A 26456-nucleotide genomic window follows, 5' to 3' on the forward strand; every position below is an offset into this window, starting at 1 on the left:
CCTCTGCGCCAATGGTACTTCGTCTCAAGACGCGGGAGAGTAGGTCGCTGCCAGGCCTGCAAAGCTCATGGAAACCAGATCACAAAAATTATCAAAAACCCCCGTCCTCCAAGACGGGGGTTTTTCGCGTCAAAAAATAAAAATAACTTGCGCAGCTTGCATTTTTTGGGCTAAAAACCTCAATATATATTGAGGTGTTGATATAATGGATGAACGCCGCGCCCTGTCTGTCTTTTCTGCGCTTTCCGATGAAACGCGTTTGCGCATCATTCGTTTGCTGGTGACCGCAGGGCCGGAGGGGCTACCTGCTGGTGTGATTGGCGAAGCGATGGATGGTGCATCGTCCTCGCGAATGTCTTTTCATCTCAAGCATCTGGAGCAGGCGGGTCTTGCGACGTCGCGTCGTGAGGGTCGCTCTATTATTTACAGTGCAGAGCTGTCGACGCTTTCAGACCTCATCGGCTTCCTCATGAGGGATTGTTGCCAAGGGCATCCAGAGGTGTGCAATCCGGCGATTGCGGCGCTCTCATCCTGCTGCAAGCCAATGGCGAGTTAGATGATGTGCAGGATCTTCCGAAGCATTTGAAATCAATTTACAGCCCGCCCGAAAATCGGGCTCTCAGATCAAGACCTGAAGAGGTGCTTTGATGGATGTTATCATATATCACAATCCGGCTTGCGGTACTTCCCGCAATACCTTGGCCATGATCCGCAATGCCGGCGTTGAGCCGCACATTGTTGAATATCTGAAGACGCCACCGGAGCGGTCTTTGCTGGTTCAGCTTCTTGCGCGCATGGGTATTTCGGTTCGGGATTTGTTGCGTGAGAAGGGGACACCTTATGCCGAGCTGTGCCTTGACGCACCGGACTTGACAGATGAGCAGTTGCTGGATGCCATGATGGCGCATCCCATTCTTATCAACCGCCCCATCGTCATCAGCCCGAAAGGGGTGAAACTGTGCCGTCCATCGGAAATGGTTCTTGATCTGTTGCCGCCACAGCAAGGCGCCTTCACCAAAGAGGATGGCGCGCGCGTGGTAAATGAAAATGGCCACCGTGTCACGGCTGAGTGAGAGGCTTTCATGTCTATTTTTGAACGTTATCTCTCCATCTGGGTTGCGTTGTGCATCGTTGTTGGCATCGCCCTTGGTCATCTTATGCCAGCAGTGTTTCATGCGATTGGCTCAGCGGAAATCGCGAATGTAAACCTGCCAGTTGCGGTGCTGATCTGGCTCATGGTTATTCCCATGCTGCTGAAGATTGATTTTTCAGCTTTGGGTGAGGTGAGCCGCCATTGGCGCGGTATTGGAGTGACTCTTTTTGTCAATTGGGCGGTCAAGCCATTCTCGATGGCGCTTTTGGGCTGGCTTTTTATTGGCTGGCTGTTTCGTCCATATTTGCCGGCAGACCAGATTGAAAGTTATATCGCTGGACTCATCATTCTGGCAGCCGCGCCCTGTACGGCGATGGTGTTTGTCTGGTCCAATCTGACGAAGGGAGAACCTCATTTCACCCTCAGCCAGGTGGCGTTGAATGATGCCATTATGGTGGTGGCCTTCGCGCCAATTGTTGGCCTTTTGCTGGGGCTTTCAGCAATTATAGTGCCTTGGGGCACACTTGTGCTTTCGGTTGTGCTGTATATTGTCATTCCGGTTCTTATTGCACAAGTGGTGCGGCACATGCTCATGAAGCGTGGGGGGCAGGCCGCGCTGGATGGGTTACTGGCTCGTCTTGGCCCGCTTTCACTGGCGGCATTGCTGCTCACGCTTGTGCTTCTGTTCGGTTTCCAAGGGGAGCAGATTATCGCGCAGCCGCTTATTATTGCGCTGCTTGCGGTTCCTATTCTTCTTCAGGTCTATTTCAATTCCGGTCTGGCTTATCTGCTGAACAGGCTGATGGGTGAGCAGCATTGTGTTGCGGGTCCATCAGCGCTGATTGGCGCATCCAACTTCTTTGAACTTGCTGTGGCGGCAGCGATCAGCCTGTTTGGCTTTCATTCCGGCGCGGCGCTTGCCACTGTGGTGGGTGTGCTCATTGAAGTGCCGGTCATGTTGTCTGTGGTCTGGATCGTCAACCGTTCTAAGAACTGGTATGAGGGCGAAGGGCGTACGGCCCGTGCGATCGGGGAAAAAGCTGATTCAACCCGGTGCCCATAGGCGACGCACGATGGGGCTTTCTCGATCCCATGTCATAAAAAGATGTGGGATCGCAGATAAGGCTCACCTTTTGAATGGCAGATAGGGTGCACAATGGAAGGCCATGCGCAGCAGCCGCAGGGGCGCAGCAGCGAGGTTTTCTTTGCTTTTCTTAAACTCGGCCTCACTGCATTTGGTGGGCCGGTTGCGCATCTGGGATATTTCCGGGATGAACTGGTCACGCGGCGGAAGTGGCTGAGCGATGAAGCTTATGCTGATCTGGTTGCATTATGCCAGTTTTTGCCGGGTCCGGCCTCCAGCCAGGTCGGGTTTGCGCTGGGCCTGGCGCGGGCCGGGTGGGGCGGGGCGCTTGCTGCCTTTCTCGCCTTTACCCTGCCTTCCGCGATACTGCTTCTGGTCTTGGCGCTGTTTGTGCAACAGGCCGAAATTATTGGTCTGGCGGGGGTGGGGGCAGGCCTTTTGCATGGCCTGAAAATTGTTGCAGTTGCGATTGTTGCTGCTGCTGTCTGGGGCATGGCGCGCAGCCTGTGCCCGGATCGGGAGCGGGCGACGATTGCTGTCGGAGCGGTTCTTCTGCTGGCGATTGCCCCAGGTGCTCCGGGCATGATGGGGGCTATCCTTTTTGGCGGGCTGGCTGGCCTGAAGATTGGCCGGGGGCAGGCGACATCCGGCGGGCATTTACCCATGCCGGTTTCACGCGGGAGCGGGGTGGTCGCGCTCACATTATTTGCGCTTCTTCTGGTTGGCTTGCCCGCATTGCAGGGGCTTGGGCAGGGCTTTGCGATGGCGGGCCGTTTCTATCATGCCGGCTCTCTGGTCTTTGGCGGTGGCCATGTGGTGCTTCCGCTCTTGCAAGCCGGAACGGTGGCGCAAGGCTGGGTGACGGAAGATGCCTTTCTCGCCGGTTATGGGCTGGCGCAAGCCGTGCCGGGGCCGCTTTTTACATTTGCAGCCTGGCTGGGTGCTGTGATGCAGCCGGAACCGAATGGTGTCGCTGGCGCGCTTGTTGCTCTGGTGGCGTTGTTTCTTCCGGGCTTTTTGCTGCTGGTGGGCGTTCTGCCTTTCTGGGATCAGCTGCGACGTACGGGCTGGGCACAGTCTGCCATGCAGGGGGCGAATGCGGCTGTGGTGGGCATTCTGGGGGCGGCCTTATATGCACCTGTTTTTACCAGCGCTATTGGCGGGTTGCCGGATCTGGCTTTGGCTTTGATCTGCCTTGTGGCGCTGATGGCGTGGAAGGCCCCGCCCTGGAGTATTGTATTGCTGGGGGCTGCCGGCGGCGCTGGGCTGCATATGCTGGCATGAGGCAATGGTGCTTTCACTGCAATCGAATATGCACCTGTTGCTCACGATATGCAGAAGGGGGGCATCCCATCCAGCGGGTAAAGGCGCGAATGAAGCTGCCGTGCGTTTCGTAGCCGAGAGTTAGCGCGATTTCCAGAATTGACATGCGGGTTTCAATCAGCAGGCGCAGAGCCCGGTTGCGCCGGGCTTCATTCACGATTTCCCGATATGTATATCCCTTCTGCCGCAACCGGCGCTGAAGGCCCTGAGTGCTGACACCGACCAGCTCGGCCGCCCCGGAAATATCGGCCTTTCCATCCAGCAGACGCAGCGCCACAACCGCGCCAAAAGCCTGAATGGGTGCCGGCGCATCGGATAATACGATATCTGCGAAAACATCCCGCAAGGTTACGATCCGCACGGGGCAGGGCTGCGTCATCAGCCGCTTGCGATGAAGCTCCGCCAAATTCAGCGCCAGCCCTGTTCCCGGTTGTGCATAATGAATGGGGGTCTGGAGACGCTCTTCCACCAGAAAAGCCTCTGTATCCCGCGCATAATCCACTTCAATCCATTCCGGCCGCCAGTGATTTCCCAGATAAAGGCGCATGAAATTCAGTATCGGTAGTAGCAGATGGTCTGAATAAGATGCCTTGCTTTCGCGTATTGGGGGAATGGAAAAGCGCAGAATATGCCGTCCCTGTTCTGCTGTCAGTGACAGGCGCGGTCCGCTCATATGCGCCCAGCTGGTCGTCATGGCCCGTTGAATAGCCTCTGCCAGAGTGGGGGCCCCGGCGCTATATTCCAGCCATAGACCATATGCCCTGTGGCTCATCTCCTCGCCCACATCCAGACCAAATGTGCGGTCACCCAAAGCCCTGGCACCGCGAGAGAACAGCCGGATCATGGAACGAAGCGGCATGGGCGTGTGGGGCTCTTCGCGCAGGGCCAGAGGCAGACCTTCCTGTTGAAAGATCTGAGCTGTGCGCCGCTCCCCAATCTGCTGTTCAAGTCGTTGAGGCAGTTTGCCAAAACCGTGGGCGCGCACCAGGGAAATACTATCGAAGCCAGCCTGCATTGCTTGCCCCATGACGCAAAAGGAGAAGAAGTCGCCTCCAATGTGATGAGAATTTCGCTCTCATACAAGTGGCGCGTTTCATCCCGGCGGGGGAACCGGGCCGGGCTTCAGGCGTTGTTCCTACTACGGAGGGGCTGCGCTGCCATTGTGGGAGCCAGATAAAAGAGGGCAGGGCATGGGGCGGATCACGCAATATGTGGCAGGCATGGTGCTGCTTGTCTTTTCCTTTGGCGCGGCCATGGCGGATGCGCTTCCCTCGTGGAATGAGGGGCAGGCCAAGCAGGCTGTTCAGGATTTTGTCGCACGGGTAACGGACCCGCACGGCAAGGATTTCATGCCTGCGGATGAACGCATTGCAGTATTCGATAATGATGGCACGCTATGGGTCGAGCAGCCCATGTATACGCAGTTGGCCTTTGCTTTGGACCGATTGAAGGAGATGGCGCCCCAGCACCCGGAATGGGCCGCAAACCCGATGCTGAAGGCCGCCATGGATGGTGACCTGAAAACCCTGACTGCGGATGATTACAAGGGCCTGATGGAACTGGTCATGGTCACCCATGCAGGCATGACGCCGGAAGCCTTCCAGAAGGCGGTAACAGACTGGCTGGCCACGGCCAAACATCCGCGTTTCGGGAAGGCATATACGCAGCTTGTCTATCAGCCCATGCTGGAATTGATGGACTATCTGCGGGAGAACGGCTTCAAGACCTATATCGTCTCGGGCGGGGGCATCGAATTCATGCGCCCCTGGACAGGGCGGATCTATGGTGTACCACCTGCGCAGGTGGTGGGCTCCAGCATCAAAACGACATTCACAATGGTGGATGGCGCGCCGACCCTGATCCGCCAGCCGCAGATCAATTTCATTGATGATGGTGCAGGCAAGCCGGTGGGCATCAATGCACATATCGGCCAGCGCCCCATTGCTGCCTTCGGCAACTCGGATGGCGACATGCAGATGCTGCAATGGGTGACCGGCGGGGAAGGCCCGAGCTTCGGTCTTATCGTGCACCATACCGATGCCGAACGTGAATATGCCTATGACCGCCATTCCAGCTTTGGAAGGCTGGATAAAGCGCTGGATGCTGCCCCGGCAGAAGGCTGGGTTGTCGTGGACATGAAGAAAGACTGGAAGCTTATCTTCCCGTCTGAAAAATAAAAATACAGCCTCTTTTGCGATCCGGATGAAAACAGGAAGCGATGATGAAAAAGAGACTTGCAACAAGCCTGACTGTCGCTGTTGCGGCGGCCTTTCTGGGGTGGACCAGCGGTGCCAAAGCTCAGGAAGAAGCAAAGAAAAAGCCGAATATCCTGCTCATCGTTTCGGATGATACAGGGTGGGGGGATCTGGGCGCTTATCTGGGTGGAAAGCGTCGCGGCATGCAGACGCCGAACCTCGACCAGATGGCCTCTGAAGGCATGGTCTTCACCAATTTCTACGGCCAGCCCAGCTGCACGCCCGGCCGCGCGGCTCTTCAGACCGGGCGCATTCCCAACCGCAGCGGCATGACCACCGTGGCCTTTCAGGGGCAGGGCGGTGGTTTGCCCAAGGCGGAATGGACGTTGGCTTCCGTGTTGAAGCAGGCTGGTTACAAAACGTATTTCACCGGCAAATGGCACTTGGGAGAAGCGGATTACGCCCTGCCAAATGCGCAGGGCTATGATGTGATGAAATACGCTTTTCTCTATCACCTCAACGCCTACACTTATGGTGACCCGAAATGGTTTCCCGGTATGACGCCGCAATTGCGGGAGATGTTTGACCGTGTGACCAAGGGCGCGCTTTCAGGCAATGCCGGTGAAGCGCCGGTGCAGAACTTCAAGGTGAATGGTGAGTATGTGAACACGCCTGAAAAGGGTGTTGTTGGTATTCCCTTCCTGGATGCCTATGTTGAAGAGGCAACCATGGAGTTTCTGGATGATGCGGCCAAGACACCAGACAAGCCGTTCTTCATCAGTGTCAACTTCATGAAGAACCATCAGCCGAACATGCCGCACCCGGACTTTATCGGCAAATCCATCTCCAAGACGAAATATGCGGATTCTGTCGTGGAGCTGGATGCGCGCATCGGAAATGTCATCAAGAAGCTTGATGAACTGGGCATGAGCGAGAACACGCTGGTGTTCTACACGGTGGATAATGGCGCCTGGCAGGATGTGTATCCCGATGCGGGCTACACGCCGTTCCGCGGCACCAAGGGCACGGTGCGCGAGGGTGGCAATCTTGTGCCGTCCATGGTGATGTGGAAGGGCAAGGTGAAGGCCGGCACCAAGAGCGACGATATTATCGGCGGTCTTGATCTGATGGCCTCCTTCGCGTCTCTGGCCGGTCAAGAGTTGCCGACCAAGGATCGTGATGGCCAGCCTATCATCTTCGATAGCTACGATATGACCCCGCTGTGGCTCGGCACGGGTGAATCTCCTCGCGAGGAGTGGTTCTACTTCACCGAGAATGAGCTTTCCCCCGGCGCGATCCGCGTCAACAATTTCAAATATGTCTTCAATCTGCGTGGCGATAACGGGGCGCAGACTGGCAGCCTTGCGGTAGATACCAATCAGGGCTGGAAGGGGCCTGAGAAATATGTGGCCACGGTTCCGCAGTTGTTTGATCTGCTTCAGGATCCGCAGGAGCGCTACGATATTTTCATGACCACCTTCACCGAGAGTACCTGGGCTATGGTTCCGGCCAATATCGCAGCCCAGAAGCTGATGAAGACCTATGTGGAATATCCGCCGCGCAAGCCGCAGAGCGAGAGCTATACCGGGCCCATCACCCTCTCGCAGTATGAGCGCTACAGGAATGTTCAGGAAGACCTGAAAACGCAGGGCTTTTCTCTGCCCCTGCCGACAGGGAACTGAGATTTCCTGGCATCACGCTGAAGAAAACGAGGCGGCGTCCATCTCTGGATGCCGCCTTTTTTATGCGCGTGACCGGAAACGGAGCGTGATGCTCTCATGCGGCAGGGGATTGTGCCGGATGGTTCCAGCCAGAATATCATGCGGTGTGGAGATATTCTCTCATTAAAAAATTATTGAGGCAGCACAACATGTTCAGGGTGTCAGGCGCTCGTTTCTCACTTTAATATCCGGTCCATTCACCTTCCATATTCGGGATTTTGCAATCCTGGGTAGCAATGAGGGGGTTGTGAACGGGAGATGCAGAAACCCATGGTGTCGAACCTCGTCCATGCCTTGAGTACGACGCGCCCGCCTCTTCTCTTTCGCGTGCTGGCCTGCACTGTGGTGCTTCTTGTGCTGGCTTGCCTTGCACCGGCGCGGGCAAGGGCGGAGGGGCCAAACTGGTCCGGCATATGGGATACGCGCTGGCCGGGCGGTGCAACCCGCCTGACCCTGAAACAGGAGGGGGACAAGGTTCGCGGCTCCTACAGCTTTTATGGTGGCCATATTGAAGGGCAGGTGAAGGAAGACCGGCTCATAGGCACATGGACGGAGGCCAGGGCCTCCGGCAAATTCGAGCTTATCATGGGGCCTGAGGGGGACAGCTTCATGGGTCGTATCGGTACCCGGAGGTGGTGCACGGGGGCTCGCGTGGACCCGGATAATGCGGACCAGTCCCTGCATGTTGTCCAGGCGACGCCACAAGACACCTTGCGTACCTTCCTGATTGGCGGCAGTGCGATTCAGAATGGCCGTCTGGAATTTCAGGATGACATCATGCACCTTCTGCTCTTCCCGGAAGGTGACCGCAGCAAAACCAACCAGATGGAGGAAACAAACCAGTTCTGGCTGTTGCTGAACCTGTTCTCCATTACACCGGCCGAGTTAAGGCCGCGTCAGACATCTGGAGACAGCGCCGCCATCACCATGGAGCGTCACGACGGGCTGACGTATGAGGTGCGCTTTCTGAAGCGCGATGGGCGCTGGTATATTGATATGCCCAGTGAAGAGCAGGTGGATGCGGCTCTGGAGAATGTGCTGGAGCAACATGGCGGGCGTCTTCCCTCTCAGGATCGGGCCTTCAGGCTGGAAACACCGCGCAGCACCATGCAGGCCTTTCTCAGCTCGGTGCGCGCGGGTCATGGTGGTCTTGAACGGGCAATTGAAACGCTGAACCTGTCCGAGCTTTCCCCCGTTGTGCGCCAGCGTGAGGCCGCCTTGCTGGCGGAATATCTCAACGAGGTGATCGCCCGGATTGGCGAAGTGGTGTTGCAGGAAATTCCGAATGATCCGGGAGAAGATGCGCAATATGTGCATTTTTCCCATCCCGATGGGGATATCGTGATTGCGCCTGTAGAAGCCGAAAATGGGGTGCAATGGAAATTCACGCCAGAGACACTGCGTTCTATTCGCGCGCTTTATGCCGCTACGGAACATTTGCCGCCCGGCGCACGCATTCTGCCTTATACAGCCGCCTCCACCGCGCCCTTCTTTCGCATTCGGGCGGAACTGGCGGAATGGATGCCTTCAGCGCTCTATCGGGTCGGGCTGCTGGAGCTGTGGCAGTGGGTGGCCCTGATGATTGTGGGGCTGGTCGGGGTCGTGGGTGCAAGGCTGGCTGTCATGCTGGCGACATCCGCCCGTTTTCTGTCGCGTTCGGATCAGGCATCTGAAAGCACACCGTTTTTCCTGACATGGGGTATCCGGCTTTTCACCTTCGGCCTTGTCATTTTCATGGGGTTCCAATTGCTGGGGCTGCCGGAGCAGTTCGCTGAAGTGGTGAAGGCCATCTCCGTTGTGGCCATGATTATGGGTGCTATTCCGCTTCAGTTCTGGATTGTGGATGGCATTCGCACAGCTGCGGATCGTTCCGGCCTGATTTCCCACCATGGTGAAATTCTGGCCAACTTGCTGGCTGGTATCGCAAAAATCATTCTGATCGTGGGCAGCTTCCTCATGCTGGCCGAAGCGCTGAATGTCCCTTATGGCGCGGCGCTGGCCGGTCTGGGTATTGGTGGTTTCGCCGTCGCGCTGGCTGCACGCTCGACATTGGAAAACGTGATTTCCGGCTTCATCCTGTTTGCGGACAGGCCCCTGGCTGTGGGGGATTTCTGCCAGTTTGGTGATCGGCTGGGTACGGTGGAACGTATTGGTATCCGCTCCACCTCCGTTCGCACCTTGCAGCGCACTTTGGTAGCCATTCCCAATGCGGAATTCGTGAATATGCATCTGGAGAATTATGGGCGGCGTGATCGTATGCTGCTGCATAAAAGCGTGCCTCTGCGCAGCAGCACGACGCCAGACCAGATGCGCTACGTATTGGCCGAAACCCGTCGTCTTCTTCTGGCGCATCCACGTGTCATCAATGAAGAGATGCGGGTCCGCTTTTCCGGCTTTGCCAACCACGCTTTTGAACTTGAGATCTTCACCTATGTTGATTCAACAGACTGGGCCGAATTTCTGGGCATTCGGGAAGATATCTTTTTGCGTTTGATGGAGGTGGTATCGCAGGCTGGCACAGACTTCGCTTTGCCTTCCCGCACCCTGTTTCTGGGGCGGGATGCAGGCATGGATGGCAGGCAGGTGGCCGAGGCGGAAGAAACCGTGCAGAAATGGCGGGATGAAGAACGCCTGCCATTTCCGGATTTCAGTGCGGAAGACAGGGCGCAGGTCAGCAACACGCTGGCCTTCCCGCCAGAAGGCGCTCCGCGTTCTTCTACGCAGGAGGCCGCAGCCCCACATTCCGGGCGGACACGCCGCACTTTCTGGGGCCTTGCCCGTCGAGGGCCAGCACCACAAGCCATGAAATGAAGAACGGGGGCGGTTTTTGTTCAGTTCTGGCAACGGCACCCGTTGCGGCGAAGATCTGGCGCCAGAAATCATGATCCGGCCGCCCCGGTTACATCGCACCTATCGCATCAACCAGCACATCAGCGACAGCACGCACGGCAGGGGCGTGTTTCAGGTCGGCATGGATGACCATCCACACCAGCCTTGCTTCAGGTTGCCCGGCGGCGATGCGCACAAGTTCCCTGCATGGCTCTGCCATTACACAAGGCAACAGCGCGACGCCAAGGCCAGATCGGGCAGCCGCAAACTGGCTGTGAAAATCCCCGGTCAACAGGTCTAGCGGGCGGCCATCGGCAAACTCTTCCAGCCAGCATTGTTGCGGCACATGGGCCAATGTTTCGTCAAAGGCGATGAAATGCCATTGCTGCGGCGGCAGTTCTGCGATGTCTGGCGTTGCATAGAGCGCAAATTCGACAGAACCGATGCGCCGGATGATGTTTTGTTTGCCTTGGGGCTCCACCATTCGCACGGCCAGATCAGCCTGCCCGCTGTCGAGAGAAGCGATGTGCGAATTGGCTGACAGTACAATCTGCAAACCGGGGTGCTGGGCACGCAGATCGCGCAAGGCCGGAATGATGATTTCGCTCACCAGAACTGGCGGTGCTGTTAATCGCACGCGCCCTGTCAGCGTGCCTTGAGTTGCATTTGAGATCCGTTTGATACGCTGAGCATTCTGTTCCATATCGCGTGCAATCGCCGCGATTTCCCTGCCCTTTTCTGTCAGGGGGGTGGACCGTGCCAGACGGCGCACCACGGCATGGCCCAAGGCGTCCTCCAGCGCAGTGATCCGGCGCGAAACCGTGGCGTGGTTGACGCCCAGAGCGCGGGCCGCACCGGCAAGAGAGCCTTCGCGCTCAAGCACCGCCAGAATATGCAGATCATCCCAGTTCATCTGATTACTATTGCACGGATGGTGTGTTTTTTTATGCAATTTCGCATCTTAACCCCAAGCCTTAGCAAGAGGTGCATGACACCAATTGCTCTTGGCCGGACTTCACCTCACGGGCCTGCATGACCATCCGTGAATGCAATCTGGACAAGCCGCCGCTGGAGGTTGTCCGGGCCGTCCGGGACCGTTGGGTTGATTACGAAAGGCACCCGCCAGTGCGCTGGCCGCGTGGAGACGTTCTCCTCCCCCGATGCGTTGGTGGAAATTGACGGCATTGCCTGCCCAAATCCGAGATTACAGGAGAGAGTAAATGATCCGGTCGCTTTCACTGGGAACTGATGGCCCGCAGCTTCCGCAGCTTGGTCTTGGCTGCATGGGCATGTCCGAATTTTATGGCAAAACCGATGATACCCAGTCGCTTGCCGTGCTGGCCCGCGCCTATGAGCTGGGGGTGCGGATGTTCGATACCGCCGACATGTATGGCAATGGCCATAATGAGGAATTGCTGGCGCGGTTTCTGAAACAGGGCCACCCGGACGCTTTCATTGCCACCAAATTCGGCATTCGCAAGGCGCCGGGCGCATATGCCCGCAGCATCGACAACAGCCCGGACTATATCCGGCAAGCCTGCGATGCCTCGCTGCAACGTCTGGGGATTGAGCAGATCGGGCTCTATTATGTTCACCGCACTGACGCCGGGCGGCCCATCGAAGAGACGATGCAGGTGCTGGCCGAGCTGGTGCAGGCGGGCAAGATCGCGCGGATCGGCTTGAGCGAAGTTTCCGCAGAGACACTGCGCCGCGCCCATGCCGTGCATCCCGTCTCCGCCGTACAAAGCGAATATTCGCTGACCACCCGCGATATGGAGGCCGGGGTGCATCCTGCCTGCCGTGAACTGGGCATTGCTTTTGTCGCCTATAGCCCGCTGGGGCGCGGCCTGCTCTCGGGCACGATGGACCGCGACAAGCTTGCCGAGAATGATTTTCGCCGCAACGCCCCGCGCTTTGATGCCGAAGCCTTGGAGGCCAACAATGCGCGCCTCGAAACCTTGCGCGCCATTGCCGATCAACGCGAGGCCGCACCTTCGCAGGTGGCGCTTGCCTGGGTTCTGGCAAAGGGGGTGTTCGCCATTCCCGGCACCAAGCGGCTCAGCTACCTGGAACAGAACATCGCTGCCACCAACTTGCTCCTGTCTGCCGATGACATCGCGAAACTCGACCGCGCCTATGCACCGGGCAGCTTCACTGGCGAGCGCTATACCGCCGAGGGCATGAAAGGGGTGAATGTATGAGCATTGGCACCAACCAGCAGGAGCACACCGGCTTGCTCGGCGGCCATGCAATGAAGCGACTGACAGGGGAGGTGCAGGAAACGATCCTCGCTTCGATTGGCGCACAGTCCCCGGTATTGGCGGATAGTCTGGTGAACCATGCTTTTGGCAGGATCATCTCCCAGACCACACTTGGTTATGAAGAGCGTGAACTCGAAACCATCGCCATGCTCGGGGCGATGGGTGGGTGCGAAGGCCAGTTGCGCGCGCACCTGTCCTTCGCTTTGGATTGCGGCCTTGTGCCGGAGGAAATCATTGCCAGCGTTGAGCAGGTTTCCGTCTATGCCGGCTATCCACGCGCACTGACGATGCTGCGCATCGCGCGTGAGGTGATGCAGGAGAAGGGTGAGAAATTGCATGTCGCGGAGATATTTCCGATGCGCGACCATGACACCCGCCTGTTCGACAGTGGGGGCGATAAGCCGCCTCTGATGCTGCTCCACGCCCTCGGGCTGGATTGGCGGATGTGGTCGCGCGTCATCCCGCTGCTCACACCGCATTTCCGCGTGATCGCCTATGATCTGCGCGGGTTTGGCGGGGCAGCCTTTGCGCCCCAGGTCTGCAATCTGGCCCATTATGCGCAGGATGTGGCGGATGTAATGGACCGGCTGGCGCTGCCGCAGGCCCATATTGCCGGGCTCTCTCTTGGCGGGTCGATTGCACTGGAGCTTGCGTTGCAAGAAGCCGGACGCGTGCAAGGCCTGACAGTGATTGCCGCTACTGCGTGGTCGTTTCCCGCCTTTGAGGAACGCGCCCGTTTTGCAGAGGCCATGGGAATGGAAGCGCAGGTCATTCCCAGCCTGACCCGGTGGTTCCGTGCCAGTGATTTGGCACTGAATGGCTGGCCGGTTCGCTATGCCCGAAACTGCGTGCGACGGGCATCTGTTCCTGACTGGAGCGCTGCATGGCGGACTCTGGCCGGAATTTCACTCGATGACAGGTTGGCCGGGATTACACTTCCGATGGGTCTCATTGCCGGAGAATGCGACCAATCCACGCCGCCCGAACTCATGAAGCGCCTCACCGAAGGGGCGCATCGCAGCTTTGAGGTGATTGGAGATGCCCCTCATATGATCGCTCTGACGCACTCCGAACAACTTGCCGCTGCCATCCTGAAATCAGCTTCGCTTCTTCAGGCATAACGCATCACATACGATACGTGCAGATACAAACGACGCAGTCGCATCAAGATGATGTTCTGCCGTCCACTTCTCTGCCGTCGCGTTTGCAGATTCAGGCTGGCACTTTCTCGACAACGTGCCGGCCTGAATCGAATGGGCTGCATACGACACCATTCTCGGCAGAGGAATACTGATCTCGACACGAGATTTTGGATCAATTGGCGTCAAGAGAGCAGTATTACTAGGTTGATTTCGGAGGTTTCAGCATAGGGTGGCCTATATAAACCTGTGCCATGTCGCACAAATGAGACCGTGCGCGGGTCATGGCCTCGACCGTCACGCGCTTGCGCCATTCGCCACTATCTTGGGATTGATGCCCAGCTCCCGGCTCAACTGCGCGAGCGAAGCTTGCGATCGCTGTATTGCTGCTCTGACGGCATGCGTGATCGTGGCGCTTCCGTGACGAACTTGTCCCATAATGCATCCTTCCAATCCAAAGAAAGGATCACACCATCAAACAGTGGGATCAAACACCTAGGGCGTTGGGATGAGCGTTTTCAAGAACAATGACATTGCAGATGTCATTATGTCATGTATATTGTCATTATGACAGCATATCACCTGCATAAACTCATTTGGATGTCCCGCCCGCTAATGCAGGTCGCTGAAGCTTGTGTCGAGGTGGGGCTGGAGGGCACCGGCCTGACGGTTCGGATGCGCGCCGTTCTGGAAATTTTGCGAACCTATGGCAGCCAGAGCGTCCCCGAGATCGCGGCCAGGCTCGAAATCAAACGGCAATATGTCCAGTTGATGGTGAACGAGACGCTGACTTGTGGCTTTACCGAGCAACGCCCGAACCCCCGGCACATGCGTTCGCCGCTTCTGGCCCTGACCGACCGGGGGCACGACCTGATCGACGACATCATCGCGAAAGAACTGGCCCTGATGCAGAAGATCGGCGCCGGCTTCAGTGACGAAGAGGTTTCGACCGCGCTGGAAGTGATTCTGGCGGTGACGGAAAAGTTGAAGGAAATGGCAGGAGAAAAGGCATGATGTCCGGCTATCTCGTGGGTGTGATTGCACTTGTCGCAGTCGTTTGGCTCGCCCAAGGGGTATGGCGTATCGGAGCGGTCAGCTATGGAAAGCCGATTGGCGACCGGTCGGGGACGGCATTGTTGCTGGTTGATCTTCAATCCGTTTTCTGGGATCGCGGCCCATATGCCGCTGCATCGAAATCGGCGGCTAAGGCTGTCATTCTGCGTGAGATCGACGCCGCGCGAGCACAGGGGGTTCCGATTGTCGCCCTGCGTCAGGAGTGGTCGATCCCCTCCACCAAAGCGATTGCCCGGATGACGATGAATGGTCAGGCGGTGGCCGGCACTGCGGGCACCGAACTGGCCGAGCCATTTGCCGGGCTAGCCGATCACATTCTGGTCAAGCGCGTGCAGGATGCGTTCGAGACAGGCGAGCTAGATGTGCTTTTCCAAGAACTGGGGGTCGGATCGCTGCGCATCGTGGGGCTGGACCTCAACTACTGCGTCCAGAAAACCGCGCTTGCGGCCCGAAACCGAGGCTATGGGGTGACGGTTGTCAGGGAGGGAATTTTGTCTGCTGCATCGACCAAGGGCGCAGAACTGCGAATGGCTGCGAACGGGGCGGTATTGGAATAGCTCTACTTGAATGTTCGTGGTTGCGATTAGGCCTCTGCAAGCGGACCGTCCCCAAACCACCAAACTGAACCGCGCCGGGTTTTCCGGAGGCTGATTACGGTTAGTTACGCGGCGATGTCTTCAATTTCCAGACCTGCATAGAAGTTTGCCTCTGCCTCGGCTGGCGGAATGTTCCCGATTGGCTCGAGCAGGCGGCGGTTGTTGAACCAGTCGACCCATTCGAGTGTGGCATATTCCACCGCTTCGAAGCTGCGCCATGGCCCGCGCCTGTGAATGACCTCGGCCTTGAACAGACCATTGATCGTCTCGGCCAAGGCGTTGTCGTAGCTGTCACCGACGCTGCCGACCGAGGGCTCTATCCCGGCCTCTGCCAGCCGTTCACTGTAGCGAATGGACAGGTATTGCGCCCCCCTGTCGCTGTGATGAACCAGCCCCATCCCTTTTGCCTGACGTCTGTCATGGACGGCCTGTTCCAAGGCATCGAGAACGAAGCCGGCATGAGCCGTGGTGCTGACGCGCCAGCCGACGATCTTGCGGACATAGGCATCGATGACGAAGGCAACGTAGGCAAAGCCCCTCCAGGTTGCGACATAAGTGAAGTCGCTGACCCACAACATGTTCGGGGCGGGCACCCGGAACTGGCGGTTCACCTTGTCCAGTGGGCAAGGCTGCTTCTTGTCCTGGATCGTCGTCCGATGCGGCTTGCCCCTGATAACGCCCTGAATACCCATGAGCTTCATCAACCGGCCAACGGTGCAGCGGGCGACGTCGAACCCCTCACGGCGCATTTGCCGCCAAACCTTGCGCACACCATAGACCTGATAGTTCGCCTCGAACACACGCCGGATCTCTGGCTGCAATGCGGTGTCCCGGCGTGCCCGATCTGACAACCGCGCAGGATCGGCTCTCTTGGCCAGATGATCATAATAGGTGGACGGGGCAATCGGCAGAAGGTTGCAGATCGGCTCGACCCCGTGCGTGCCCCGATGGGCATCAATGAAACCCACCATCACTTCGACCGGCGGTCGAGCTCCGCCATCGCAAAATACGCGGACGCTTTGCGCAGGATCTCGTTGGCCTGGCGCAGCTCCCGGTTCTCACGTTTCAGAGCCTTCATACGATCCGACATCTCACTGGAAACACCCGGCCGCTTGCCGCTGTCGACCTCCGCCTTCTTGACCCAGTCGTTCAGGGTCTGGGGCGCACAGCCAATCTTCGCTGCGATCGACATCACCGACTGCCAACGCGAGCCATGCTGGCCTTCGTTGTCGACAACCATCCGAACCGCTCGTGCCCGCACTTCAGGGGAAAACTTGTTCGTTGTCTTGCTCATGATGCTCCACCTTACTCAGAAGTTGGAGCCTCCGGAAAACCCGGCGCGGTTCAGGAAACCGGAAACGACAGCTTCCGCTTCCGCGCCAGCACCGCGGCGCCCAAAGCCAGAAAGGAGAAGCCCGCATCTTGAACCTGCCCAGAAACGGCAGCACATAAACCATACCCACCCGGGTCACTTCTCAGTGGCAATCAACATATCCGGTTCCGACCGTTTCGCTTACCCGGGATTTACCCGGTTTCGATTGCGATTTGATGCAATGCGTTGCGACGGCCTGAGGGCAAGATGCAAGGGAAACCCTGCATTTTCAAGGCTTTTGAGACAAAATGATGGCGGGTGATATTGGCCAATGGCGGGCCGAAGCCGACGAAACACAGAACTACACCTACGCTATAGCCCTCTGAATTCGACGGCGAGCCAAAGCTGGCGTTGGAGTAAGAGTACCTCACCTGATGGTCGAGCTTGACAATGGAAAGCCGGCCCTAACCATGACCGAGTTGAATCCGTGTCACATGCTTTTCGGGCTGCATGCTTCCGACGAAGTAATATACAATAGCAATTTGAATGCATGACAAATACAAACACCTCAATTTATGCATAGGCTATTCCATTCGACATGACCGCCAACTTACCTTTCGACTACGCGATCATTCGTTTCGCTTGCCTGCAGCCAAAGGGGCAGGGACAGAATCCGCGACTCGTCTTTGCAAGCGTGGAAATGTTGCCGAGCGGACGTGCCATCCCTGATGCAACCCCACTTGATGAGAAATGCTACCCGCCTAGTTTGAGTACCAAAATGGGGCGTTTGTTTTTCCGGCGGGTCGGTTTGCCTGCTGCTGATGCACTCAATTGGTACCGTAACTTGGACGTGCTTCCAGATCAGGAAGGAACGCACGCCAAGAAACCGCTAGAACACGTATCTTTGGTCGACGAACCAACGTGGGGGGCCGATCTTTGGTCGGCCCTTGCGGTACCATTACCGCCGCCACTTTTGCCGGGACCCATGGATGAAGATCGCATCGATCCCTATGCCGGGGCAAACCGCGAGGCCGTTCGGGTCCACCGTCGTCTGACGACAGGCGACACGGCTGTCGACGCCCTTCATGACTTGCCGGAAGAAAAGAAGAAGGAGGCCTTTCGATGGCTGCGGCTGCGGACATGGGTGGATTTCGATCTCTACCCCGAGCTGATGTGTTCAGCAGCGCTTATCGTTCCTGACCCGGACGTTCGTACCGTGCGATCCCGGCTTGATCGCAATGAAACCGGCCAGGAAACTGTTTTTTTTGAATTTGAGTGGCGGGGACAGCCGGGAGTCGGCCTGAGGCTCACCGCCCAAGAAGAACGCTATGGCAGTCTGGTATGGCAAGAAACATTCGACGTTCCGGCGGATGGAGTTGTTCGTGCCCCGCGCCCTCAGCCAGTTGAAAAGATCGGATGGAGCCTGGTTCATCCTGTGCGAGGCGTAATTGCGTCAAAGCCGATGACGGGCTACCTGCGGGCCATCACGTCAAACATCAACCTGCAAGGCAGGGAGACCCGTTTGATCTCAAAAGACGGGAGAGGAAAGAACTCTCAGCAAAGCACGCGTTCCGTGCGGGAGGTGAGCAGCGAAAAACTGACGACCGGCACTCCGTTTCTGCCACCGGGCAGCTTGGCTAAAGGACGTGAGCGCCGCAGGATCGCACGTAATAGCGAAACAGAGTTCTGGTTCGACAACCCAACGGTGGCGCGAGACAAGTTATGGGACTTAATCTCCCACGCGCAATCCGATGTGATGCTGGTAGACCCTTATGCGGATGGACGAGATTTACTGGACTATGGCATGGCAAGCACGGGGGCGCGGGTCCGTCTGTTGACAGCTGGCAAAGCAACGGTTGATCGCGAACTTTTCGATATCAGCGACGGCCTTCGGGACATGTCTAAAGCTAGCAAGCGAGCGGAAGCGCGTAGGATGAATGTGCTCATCCATGATCGTTTTGTTACAATCGACGGATCTGTTTGGTCGCTTGGCGCAAGCCTTAATGGCCTTGGCGGAGACGCAACCATGCTGATCCGCCTGCGGAACCCTCAACCCGTTCTCGAACGCCTTGAGCATGTATGGGCGAGTGCAACGATCATTGAGGCATCATGATGGACTTCCATGGACCGCCTGCTACCTCGCCCACGTTGAACGAAGACCCACAATTGATGTTCTTCGACCGCAACCGGGGACTGGCCGACCGCGAGTTCTTGTCGTGGGATGACCACGGAAATGACCCCGCGATCTCGCCTCTCTTCCAGGAAGCTGTTGGTTCAGCAAAACAGGTCTGGATCGTTGATGGTTATCTAGGCGAAACGCTTGATCTCGCAGACATGCTTTTCAAGATCGTCACTCTTGCCGATGTTGAGCAAGTGCGGATCATAACAGCCGCGAAGCAAGAGGCGGCCAGCCTCGAAGAATTGGTCACAAAATGGAATAGCTCCGCACGGCGATCTGGTCATATCGAAATATTGACCCTGCCCAAGCGGGACAGCGGCTTCGGGGCTCTGCCCCATGATCGGTTCGCGCTTGTGGACGGAATTCTGTGGCATTGGGGGGCCACAGTCGGCGGAGGTTTTAGCGGACAGAACGCGTGTTCATTCGGTTGGAGCGCGACGCGCAGAGGTGCCGTAGCTTGGTTCGAGAAAATGTGGGAGCAATCCCGATGAGCCTTCACTGGCCAGATGAAGCAAGCGAGTATCGCAAGCGCGCTCTGGATGAATTGGACACCTTCCTGACTCGCTACTACGCCCTACCCAAACGACGTGAAGCGGCCAAGCTTTTTGCCAAGCTCGGAGAGAGCCAACCAGAAACCGAGACGGCAGCCTCAGTATTGGAGGTCGAATTTCCGGACGTTGCTGCGCAGATTCGTAGCGAGGCGAACGAACCCTCGTTGCGGACGGTCGATGGTTTGCTGGCCGAAGCAGTACTCGACCAGGTTGCAAATCTTGATCCGGTTATTGCCGTTCGGAAGTTGGGTTCACTCTGCGACAACCCAATTGGTCAAAAGCTGGTTTCAAAAGCGCTTAAAGATGACATATTTAGAGAGCATATCCTAGATGGCTTGTCTAAGGCATTCAAAGATCGGCCATACTTCATTGGCGATGACGATGCCAAGAATGGGGCGCGAACCGTTGAAGAGGTGCGCAGCGCCCTGGTCCAGTCTCGTAAATCTTGGGCTGATCCCTCTGGTCGTAACATCCGCGACCTACGCGCTCCACATGGCTGGTTCCCGGTGATTGAGCCAATTCACCTGCTGATTGGCCCTCTATCTCAAGTCGCTCCTGCCGATGCGATGAAGGTACTCGACACATTGCCATCTGAATTTGATGGCTTTCTGTGCCTTGAACACGTTGATCTTGGCTTAGATCACTATGAACATTGGGTGAAAGCGGTATACGCCGCACCGCCTGCATGGGACGAATTGGGCTGGACCGGAAACCGGTCTGAGGCTCCATGCGGCCTCGCACTCCCTTTGCTGTTATGGCATGCGGAATCCCGGTTACTACGTATGAAAGACGGCGTGTCAGGTCAGGCAACACCCACCGACCTTGCATCCTCCATTCGAAGCAGAGGCGATGGAGCCCTAGTCGCTTGGCATTGGTGTGCAGGATTGGTCGAACGGGCAGACCGGGCAGAACGCGACGGGCACGGCAGCCCCAACGATGGAGACTGGCGCACGGCACAAGCTCTGGCTGCAAACGGTGGCTGGCACGGTTTCAACCCGGGCCACGGTCGGGACGCTCTGCTACGAGAAGCAGCCCAAAAACTTGCACCGGACGCGTCTGATGCTGCCCCGCGACTGGGCAAGCTGCTTCCCGCCTCGCCTGAAGCCTTTATCGACGGCCCTGATGGGGCTGATCTGTCTTGGGCGGCGTTCGGGCTCGTTGGCGGTTTTGGTCCAATGTTCGAGGGCCGTCCACCATACGGTCTCGCGACGCGCCTCCTTTCGAGCGGGCTATGGGGCAAAGACGGGCCCGGTCGTCTTGAAACACTCTGGAAGAACGCGCTCGTGCTGCGCGAACTTGCCGCTGGGGGTGTGATCAGAAATAGAACAACAGACCACCGAAAGCCGGAAGATTTACTTCATTTGATAATCGCAATGGGCATTGCAGCGTTAGAAATGATCGAGCGGGGTGCGAAAGGTGACCCGGCAGCATTAAGAGGCCAAGTCGATCAGATGCTCTGCGAGTGCGCACCTTGGGATATACTGGGCCATGCGAGCCTTGCTGCACATGTGAAGAATGTCTCATCGCATGGGGCCAACCGAGGGTAATCGGCGGCACATAGGCTATTGTTGGCGGCAATCGGCGGTATCTGGCGGGCGGGAGACGAAGAAACCGAGAACTACACCTACGCTATAGCCCTCCAAAATGACACCTGAAAGCCGCCGATGATCGACAGACGGGGCACGGGTTGGCATTATGTTGCCCGTGCCCAACCGCAGGAGCGACGTAACGGCAATCCGCGCAGACCGTGAAGGAGCAGAACCATGGCAGCCGTGACGTTGATGAGCGTGGCGCTAGTCGCCGTCCTTTGCGCCGTGGCCTATAAGCTCGCAGTTTATGCTCTGCCCTTCATGCTCGGATTGACTGCTGCGCAATTCGCCTATCAGACCGGCTCCGGCGTGATAGGTGCCGGGCTGGTCGGCCTCGTTTCCGCTGGCGTGGCGTTTGGCATCCTCGCCCTGCTGTTCGAGACGTTGCGCACTCCCATCCTTCGCCTAATCGTGGCGCTGATCTTTGCCGCACCCGCCGCCGTCGCGGGTTATGCGCTGGTCCATGGCATCACCAAAGAGGCGGTGCCCTCTGAAATCTGGCGGCAAATCTTCTGTCTGGTCGGCGGCGGCTTCGTTGGCGTGTCGGCTTTGATGCGACTGGCCGCACCGCTGCCCTCCAGCCCCGCACCTGCCCGCTGACATGAAGGTATGAAAGACGGTCCCGGCGCAAGCGCCGGGGCTTTTTTCATAGCGGCCCTCCGGCTCTCTACAGCGCAATTTGGAAGCGCGTTCGCCTCCGGGCCGGCGCGACTGTCGCCGCGCCGCAGCGGCCTACTTTGCCGGCAGGGATCGAACGAAGGCGAGTGGGGCATCGCCCGGCTTGCACCATCGCGTCGTCACCGAAAGCCAATGGCCCTGCGCGCACCATCTGTTTCGAGCGCCAGAAATCTAACAAATGACGCCGCAAAGCGGCGACTGACTGATCGGTTTTACTAAGGGCGTTGCCCTCGCGCCAGCAAGGTAAGTGGAACCGTCCGGGGCGGTATCCCCAGCCTTCCGCGCCCAAGGGGCTTGTGCAGGCCGGGTGATCCCCCTCCACCCCGGCCGCCCTTGCTCGTTGCTACCCCAGTCTCGGCGACGGCCAGAAGGTCAGGCGCGGCGTTCCGCTTCGCTGACCTTCAGACCCGAGGATCAGAGACATGACCAACGTATCCGACAGCACCCCCCGCATCTATGTTGCCTGCCTTGCAGCTTACAATAACGGCTATCTACATGGAGCTTGGATCGACGCGGATCAGGACGCCGACCAGATCAGGGACGAGATTGCCGCGATGCTTGCCCGTTCCCCCGTCGAGGATGCGGAGGAATACGCCATTCACGACTATGAGGGCTTCGAGGGCGTCAGCATCTCCGAATATGCCGGCATCGACAGCGTGGCGCGGATGGCCGCTTTCATCGCGGAGCATGGCGCACTCGGCGCGGGCCTGCTGGAACAATTCGGCGGCGACATGGACCAAGCCGAAACCACCTTCGAGGACTGCTATCATGGTCAGTTCACCAGCCTCGCCGACTACATTGAGGAATTGACCATCGAGAGCATCACGATCCCCGAGGCGCTGCGCTACTATGTCGATTGGCAGGCGATGGCGCGCGCCGCCGAAATAGGCGGCGACCTGTTCACCATCGAAACCGCGCACGGTGAGGTGCATGTGTTTTCCAACAGATGAAAAGCATGGTCGCCTGTCCGCACATGTGGGCGGGCGACTCGAAGACTCAGATCAACAATGTTAAGAAGAAAATAACCAATAATGATCGGGTTAGCCGCTCAACGTATCTGGTTTGAGCGGCTTCTAATACTTAAAATAATACTTGAATCTCTCTAGTCCGGGCGCGGCCTCGCGCGCCCCGGCTTTGGGAGGTGACGCCATGCTTAGCATCGACTGGCGTTTGCCGGCGGCATACAGGCACGCGAAGCACATTCCGGTCGCCGGTTTCGCTTGGGAATATCTGCGCCGTAATGACGAATATCGTCAGGACTTCCAGACCATCGCATTGACCGGACAACCGGCCGGGCGCGAACTTGAAGCGTTCGCGCATCGCTGGGGCTTGCGATTTCCCGTGCGATCCCGACGCGCCGCATGACCAGCAATCCCCGATCTGGACGCCGAGCCTTCAACCGCAAGCGGTGATGCTGTCGCCGGTCAGTCACAAGGACGGCGACACCGAACCGATATTGACGCTTGCGCATCTCGACGGCCTCGACCTTCGCCGCGCGGCCGATGGCTGGCACGGCATCTGGCAGGTAGATGGCGTCGCACATCAATTCTGGCTTCCCGAGGCGGTGCCGGACGCCGCCGCCTTCTATGCCGTCACCCTGCCGATGGATTCCTTTCTGGAGCTGCGCGCTCACGCCGCCCGCCGTCTATGGCGATCCCTCAACGGCCGTGCGCCCGGTCCCGACTTCCGGGCCGTTCCCGCCCAGCTCCGGCAATGGCATATTCTGTCCCTGCGCGCGCTTGACGCGCGGTTGCGCGGCGAAAGCTATCGCAACATCGCCGAAGTCCTGCTCGGTTTTCGCGGCTCGAAGGAGGATTTTGAGAGCGACCCGCGCAAGAACAAAGCCCGCCGGCTGGTCGCGCACGGAATCAAGATGATGCGCGGCGGCTATCGCCTACTACTCCACTATCCGATCAAGCCGGGCAAGCGTTAGGGATTACGCAACCACGGCGTTTCGCTCACAGCGACCAACAAGCCCTCTGGACTAAGAAAGCGCGTCACTCTCTGACCCCAAGGCTCTTGTCTGTTGGAGATCAGCAGATGATAGCCCCGAGCCAACAGCCCTTCGGTGGCAACGGCGATATTCTCCACGTCGAACTCTAACCATGCTTGTGGTGTTGGCAGATCGGCAGGCCACTCATCACGGCCGAAACAGGATTGCGCGGCCTGCGTGAGCGGCCAAAGTGCAAAATGCCTGCAACCCTTTAATTCGCCATCCTCGGTCGAAAGATAGTCCTTGTTATTGCCGTATGGTTTGAGCGGCAGGCCAAGTGTATCTGCATAAAGCGCGCGACTGTCCTCCGAGTCTCTGGTGATTGGGCCAAAACCAGCAACAAAAATTACGCCGATTTCCGAAAATTCCTGCTCCGTAGCTCGCTCAATCATGTATCTGCCGCCTGCCGGGCCATCTCCACATATTCAGCTACCCGCTTCTCTTCGATTTCGGAAATCTTCAAAAACTTGATATTTCTTTGATACTTTCCGTTGCCTTCAAGAACCCCATGAGGGTCTAGAAGGGATGCACCTCTATCAAACTCAAGCGTGACATGGGCCTTATAGGAATAGACTCCGCAGAAAATCTTTTGAGACGAGAATACTATCCCACCATATTTAACTTCCTCCTTTATTTCATGACCAGAGGCTAAAACGATCTCACGCAATCGTGCTATAATCGGAAAAAGATTGCCACGACTCTCGTGTATTTCCTCTAATAGATTGTCTATCCGTCTTTCGCCCATTGTGTGCGCACCACCTTTTTCCACAAAACTTACGAAACCTACGACAGGAAGCAAGCTGAAAGCGCCGCCAATCTTCACGCTTTGTTGGCCGCCGCTTGCTCCAGAATCTTCCGATAGCCCTCACGCGATAGCCATTGCGCGCGTTCGAGGTGGCTTTGCCAGCAACGATGGGTCCGCAGTTCCTCGGCTGCCGGATCGCGGTGCAGCACGATCCGCGCGACTTCCTTCCAGTCCGCGCCCTCGGCCTTGGCATCGAGAAGCCGCAGATAGGTCACGAAATGCCGTTCGTCATAGACGGTGATGGCGTCGCCGGTTGGCGCTTCGTCGTCCACATCGGGATCGAGTTCGACGGGAACCCGCATAGCCTTCCCCTTCATCTGGAAAGGGCCTTGCCTGCGGTGCGCCCCCGCAAATGGCCCCTCAACCTGGTGATCGGGGAGTTAGTAACCGTGACTAGACGGCCCTATGACCTTTGGGCGAGCAGCCTTGGACATACGCCATAGGCTCCCCGACCATAGGTTCGAGGATCGTGGTGCCGTCACGGCCGGCACCAACCGCTAGTCAGGGGTTACTAAGCCCCAGAACAGCGCGTCTGCTCCGCCTACATTCCTAACCGAGCGACGCGCGAATGTCTTTGCCTTTTCGGCGCGACACCTCGACGAGCTGCTGAAATCTCTCACCTATTGGCGCACCGCCCCGAAGGGGGTGCCGCCAGCGCATAGGCGCAAATGCGGCACGCTACGCGCCGCCGGTCTCTCGCCATGGTTCGCCACAGTCCGCTGCCGCCCCCGGCAGCCCAATCCCGACTGGAGGTGATCCATGCCCAACCCACTTGCGGGCCTGCCGCCGCGCCTGTTGCGCACCAAGGAAGCCGCGCGCTTCCTCGGCATATCCATCCGCACCCTTGAGAAGCATCGCACCTATGGCACCGGGCCGACCTATCGCAAAGTCGGCGGTCGCGTCCTCTACACCGTCCGCGATCTGGAAGACTGGAGCGCGGCGGGCGAGCGCAAATCCACCCGCGACAAGACCGCCGGCACCGTCTTTCCCGCGCGTCCGCTCACGCCCGAAGAACGGGGCGACTGCTAGATGCTGCGGGAGGACGATCAAGACCCCGCGTTGCCGGGCGAGGACAGCGAGCGCAGCCGCCTATACCCGTTCGTGGTCGCAACAGGCGACGCGCCGCCGCGCGACCAGCGCGACTTGATGGAACGGCCATTCTTCTCGCTGGCGAAGACCCCGCGCACCAAGCCGATTCTCTACAAGGCCGCCGATATAGAGGTGCAGGTGTTCGGGATGCCCGAGCACGGAATGGCGACGATATGGGACGCCGATGTGCTGATATGGGCGGCCTCGCAGATCGTCGCGGCCGAGAACAACGACCTCACCACTTCGCGCTTCGTCCGGTTCACGCCGTATCATCTTCTGCGCGCCATCGGGCGGCCGACCGGCAATCACCAATACCGACTTCTGAAAGCCGCGCTCGCGCGCCTGCAATCAACCGTCATCGCCACCACCATCCGCAACGGCCCGCATTGGCGTCGCCGGCAATTCTCATGGATCAACGAGTGGGAGGAAATGACGACGCGCGCCGGCCGCGTCGAGGGCATGGAGTTCGTCCTGCCCGAATGGTTCTACAACAGCGTCATCGACCGCTCGCTGGTCCTGACCATCGACCCGGCCTATTTCCGGCTGACTGGCGGCATCGAGCGATGGCTTTACCGCGTCGCCAGAAAGCACGCCGGGCACCAGCGCCATGGCTGGATTTTCGAGGTCGCGCACCTTCACCAGAAATCCGGCAGCCTCGCGCGGCCGTCCGATTTCGCGCTCGACCTGCGCCGGATCGCGGCCCGCCAGCAGCTCCCCGGCTACCTGCTCCAGATCGAGCGGGAAGACGGCCGCGAGCTGCTGCGCATCCACCCCGAAAACCTGTCAACAGGCACTGTTGATAACCTGAGCTGCTGCCGGTTTGGTGGACAGTTGGTTAAGCCTGCTTGTCGCGTTCTTCGAACTCCATTGGGCTGATATAGCCCAGTTTCGAGTGTCTGCGATGGGGATTGTAAAAGCGCTCTATATAATCAAACACATCAGAGC

General features: G+C 58.0%; 26 protein-coding genes, 2 pseudogenes and 1 other annotated feature. Of the genes and pseudogenes, 20 read left to right on the forward strand and 8 right to left on the reverse strand.

Annotated elements, in window-relative coordinates:
* Nucleotides 1–205: 205 nt before the first annotated feature.
* The 4 genes from ACT6QH_RS00325 to chrA all read left to right on the forward strand — a co-directional run bounded on the left by ACT6QH_RS00325 (nucleotide 206) and on the right by chrA (nucleotide 3461).
* Complete coding sequence (locus ACT6QH_RS00325; protein WP_444972831.1) at nucleotides 206–556, forward strand: ArsR/SmtB family transcription factor; 351 nt, start codon at nucleotides 206–208, stop codon at nucleotides 554–556.
* Nucleotides 557–647: 91 nt separating this feature from the next.
* On the forward strand, nucleotides 648–1073 hold the full coding sequence (arsC, locus tag ACT6QH_RS00330) for an arsenate reductase (glutaredoxin) (RefSeq protein WP_444972832.1): 426 nt from the start codon (nucleotides 648–650) through the stop codon (nucleotides 1071–1073).
* Between the two features lie 9 nt (nucleotides 1074–1082).
* On the forward strand, nucleotides 1083–2156 hold the full coding sequence (gene arsB, locus ACT6QH_RS00335; RefSeq protein ID WP_444972833.1) for an ACR3 family arsenite efflux transporter: 1074 nt from the start codon (nucleotides 1083–1085) through the stop codon (nucleotides 2154–2156).
* 93 nt (nucleotides 2157–2249) lie between these two features.
* A complete protein-coding gene (chrA, locus tag ACT6QH_RS00340) occupies nucleotides 2250–3461 on the forward strand; it encodes a chromate efflux transporter (protein ID WP_444972834.1) in 1212 nt (403 codons plus the stop codon).
* Between the two features lie 13 nt (nucleotides 3462–3474).
* On the opposite strand, the gene ACT6QH_RS00345 is transcribed toward chrA, so the two are convergent.
* Nucleotides 3475–4515, reverse strand: a complete 1041-nt coding sequence (locus ACT6QH_RS00345; RefSeq protein ID WP_444972835.1) for a helix-turn-helix transcriptional regulator — start codon at nucleotides 4513–4515, stop codon at nucleotides 3475–3477.
* Nucleotides 4516–4690: 175 nt separating this feature from the next.
* Here ACT6QH_RS00345 and ACT6QH_RS00350 point away from each other — a divergent pair, with 175 nt between their 5' ends.
* From ACT6QH_RS00350 to ACT6QH_RS00360, 3 genes are all read left to right on the forward strand, one after another.
* Entirely contained in the window at nucleotides 4691–5677 is a 987-nt protein-coding gene (locus ACT6QH_RS00350; protein WP_444972836.1) for an HAD family hydrolase, read from the forward strand.
* A gap of 44 nt (nucleotides 5678–5721) precedes the next feature.
* A complete protein-coding gene (locus ACT6QH_RS00355) occupies nucleotides 5722–7377 on the forward strand; it encodes an arylsulfatase (protein WP_444972837.1) in 1656 nt (551 codons plus the stop codon).
* Between the two features lie 309 nt (nucleotides 7378–7686).
* Nucleotides 7687–10227 carry a mechanosensitive ion channel family protein gene (locus tag ACT6QH_RS00360; RefSeq protein WP_444972838.1) on the forward strand — a complete coding sequence of 847 codons (2541 nt, stop codon included), beginning with the start codon at nucleotides 7687–7689 and terminating at the stop codon, nucleotides 10225–10227.
* 88 nt (nucleotides 10228–10315) lie between these two features.
* Here the strand turns inward: ACT6QH_RS00360 and ACT6QH_RS00365 are convergent, their stop codons facing one another.
* Complete coding sequence (locus ACT6QH_RS00365) at nucleotides 10316–11158, reverse strand: LysR family transcriptional regulator (protein ID WP_444972839.1); 843 nt, start codon at nucleotides 11156–11158, stop codon at nucleotides 10316–10318.
* Nucleotides 11159–11465: 307 nt separating this feature from the next.
* Between ACT6QH_RS00365 and ACT6QH_RS00370 the strand changes: the two genes are divergently transcribed.
* The gene (locus ACT6QH_RS00370) at nucleotides 11466–12446 is read left to right on the forward strand and encodes an aldo/keto reductase (protein WP_444972840.1); all 981 of its coding nucleotides are present in this window, start codon (nucleotides 11466–11468) and stop codon (nucleotides 12444–12446) included.
* On the forward strand, nucleotides 12443–13627 hold the full coding sequence (locus tag ACT6QH_RS00375; protein WP_444972841.1) for an alpha/beta hydrolase: 1185 nt from the start codon (nucleotides 12443–12445) through the stop codon (nucleotides 13625–13627). Before ACT6QH_RS00370 ends, ACT6QH_RS00375 begins: the two co-directional genes overlap by 4 nt.
* A 333-nt stretch (nucleotides 13628–13960) precedes the next feature.
* On the opposite strand, the pseudogene ACT6QH_RS00380 reads toward ACT6QH_RS00375, so the two are convergent.
* Nucleotides 13961–14083, reverse strand: a pseudogene (locus ACT6QH_RS00380) (IS481 family transposase); the annotation flags it as partial.
* A gap of 177 nt (nucleotides 14084–14260) precedes the next feature.
* Between ACT6QH_RS00380 and ACT6QH_RS00385 the strand changes: the two are divergent.
* On the forward strand, nucleotides 14261–14659 hold the full coding sequence (locus ACT6QH_RS00385; protein WP_444972842.1) for a MarR family winged helix-turn-helix transcriptional regulator: 399 nt from the start codon (nucleotides 14261–14263) through the stop codon (nucleotides 14657–14659).
* Nucleotides 14656–15276, forward strand: a complete 621-nt coding sequence (locus tag ACT6QH_RS00390) for a cysteine hydrolase family protein (RefSeq protein WP_444972843.1) — start codon at nucleotides 14656–14658, stop codon at nucleotides 15274–15276. The genes ACT6QH_RS00385 and ACT6QH_RS00390 overlap by 4 nt, the downstream gene beginning before the upstream one ends.
* Before the next feature lie 104 nt (nucleotides 15277–15380).
* Here ACT6QH_RS00390 and ACT6QH_RS00395 read toward each other — a convergent pair.
* A protein-coding gene (locus tag ACT6QH_RS00395; RefSeq protein WP_444972844.1) for an IS3 family transposase occupies nucleotides 15381–16609 on the reverse strand; the annotation gives its coding sequence in 2 pieces (ribosomal slippage) (nucleotides 15381–16321 and nucleotides 16321–16609; 1230 coding nt in all).
* Nucleotides 16212–16328 (reverse strand) — a sequence feature (AL1L pseudoknot). (Overlaps the previous gene by 117 nt.)
* Nucleotides 16610–17225: 616 nt before the next feature.
* On the opposite strand from ACT6QH_RS00395, the gene ACT6QH_RS00400 reads away from it, so the two are divergent.
* The 7 genes from ACT6QH_RS00400 to ACT6QH_RS00430 all read left to right on the forward strand — a co-directional run bounded on the left by ACT6QH_RS00400 (nucleotide 17226) and on the right by ACT6QH_RS00430 (nucleotide 23557).
* On the forward strand, nucleotides 17226–18740 hold the full coding sequence (locus tag ACT6QH_RS00400) for a VPA1262 family N-terminal domain-containing protein (protein WP_444972845.1): 1515 nt from the start codon (nucleotides 17226–17228) through the stop codon (nucleotides 18738–18740).
* Complete coding sequence (locus ACT6QH_RS00405) at nucleotides 18737–19297, forward strand: hypothetical protein (protein WP_444972846.1); 561 nt, start codon at nucleotides 18737–18739, stop codon at nucleotides 19295–19297. Before ACT6QH_RS00400 ends, ACT6QH_RS00405 begins: the two co-directional genes overlap by 4 nt.
* Nucleotides 19294–20904, forward strand: a complete 1611-nt coding sequence (locus ACT6QH_RS00410) for a hypothetical protein (RefSeq protein WP_444972847.1) — start codon at nucleotides 19294–19296, stop codon at nucleotides 20902–20904. The genes ACT6QH_RS00405 and ACT6QH_RS00410 overlap by 4 nt, the downstream gene beginning before the upstream one ends.
* 216 nt (nucleotides 20905–21120) lie before the next feature.
* Complete coding sequence (locus ACT6QH_RS00415; protein WP_444972848.1) at nucleotides 21121–21546, forward strand: hypothetical protein; 426 nt, start codon at nucleotides 21121–21123, stop codon at nucleotides 21544–21546.
* Between the two features lie 500 nt (nucleotides 21547–22046).
* The gene (locus ACT6QH_RS00420; protein ID WP_444972849.1) at nucleotides 22047–22574 is read left to right on the forward strand and encodes an antirestriction protein ArdA; all 528 of its coding nucleotides are present in this window, start codon (nucleotides 22047–22049) and stop codon (nucleotides 22572–22574) included.
* 199 nt (nucleotides 22575–22773) lie between these two features.
* Entirely contained in the window at nucleotides 22774–22989 is a 216-nt protein-coding gene (locus tag ACT6QH_RS00425) for a transcriptional regulator domain-containing protein (RefSeq protein ID WP_444972850.1), read from the forward strand.
* 46 nt (nucleotides 22990–23035) lie between these two features.
* Complete coding sequence (locus tag ACT6QH_RS00430) at nucleotides 23036–23557, forward strand: DUF2285 domain-containing protein (RefSeq protein ID WP_444972851.1); 522 nt, start codon at nucleotides 23036–23038, stop codon at nucleotides 23555–23557.
* Here the strand turns inward: ACT6QH_RS00430 and ACT6QH_RS00435 are convergent.
* The 3 genes from ACT6QH_RS00435 to ACT6QH_RS00445 are packed head-to-tail and all read right to left on the reverse strand — an operon-like array spanning nucleotide 23554 to nucleotide 24724.
* The gene (locus ACT6QH_RS00435; protein WP_444972852.1) at nucleotides 23554–24009 is read right to left on the reverse strand and encodes a VOC family protein; all 456 of its coding nucleotides are present in this window, start codon (nucleotides 24007–24009) and stop codon (nucleotides 23554–23556) included. The two genes, ACT6QH_RS00430 and ACT6QH_RS00435, sit on opposite strands and share 4 nt — an antisense overlap.
* Nucleotides 24006–24440, reverse strand: a complete 435-nt coding sequence (locus tag ACT6QH_RS00440) for a DUF1801 domain-containing protein (RefSeq protein ID WP_444972853.1) — start codon at nucleotides 24438–24440, stop codon at nucleotides 24006–24008. The genes ACT6QH_RS00435 and ACT6QH_RS00440 overlap by 4 nt, the downstream gene beginning before the upstream one ends.
* Entirely contained in the window at nucleotides 24437–24724 is a 288-nt protein-coding gene (locus ACT6QH_RS00445) for a DNA -binding domain-containing protein (protein ID WP_444972854.1), read from the reverse strand. The genes ACT6QH_RS00440 and ACT6QH_RS00445 overlap by 4 nt, the downstream gene beginning before the upstream one ends.
* A 457-nt stretch (nucleotides 24725–25181) precedes the next feature.
* On the opposite strand from ACT6QH_RS00445, the gene ACT6QH_RS00450 reads away from it, so the two are divergent.
* Nucleotides 25182–25451: a helix-turn-helix transcriptional regulator gene (locus ACT6QH_RS00450; protein ID WP_018426335.1), complete on the forward strand. Its 270-nt coding sequence runs from the start codon at nucleotides 25182–25184 to the stop codon at nucleotides 25449–25451.
* A pseudogene (locus tag ACT6QH_RS00455) lies at nucleotides 25452–26312 on the forward strand (replication initiator protein A); the annotation flags it as partial.
* Between the two features lie 34 nt (nucleotides 26313–26346).
* Here the strand turns inward: ACT6QH_RS00455 and ACT6QH_RS00460 are convergent.
* Nucleotides 26347–26456 (reverse strand): IS3 family transposase (locus tag ACT6QH_RS00460; RefSeq protein ID WP_444972855.1); only part of this gene is annotated, 110 nt, incomplete at its 5' end.

The organism is Haloleucobacter albus, from assembly GCF_052492075.1.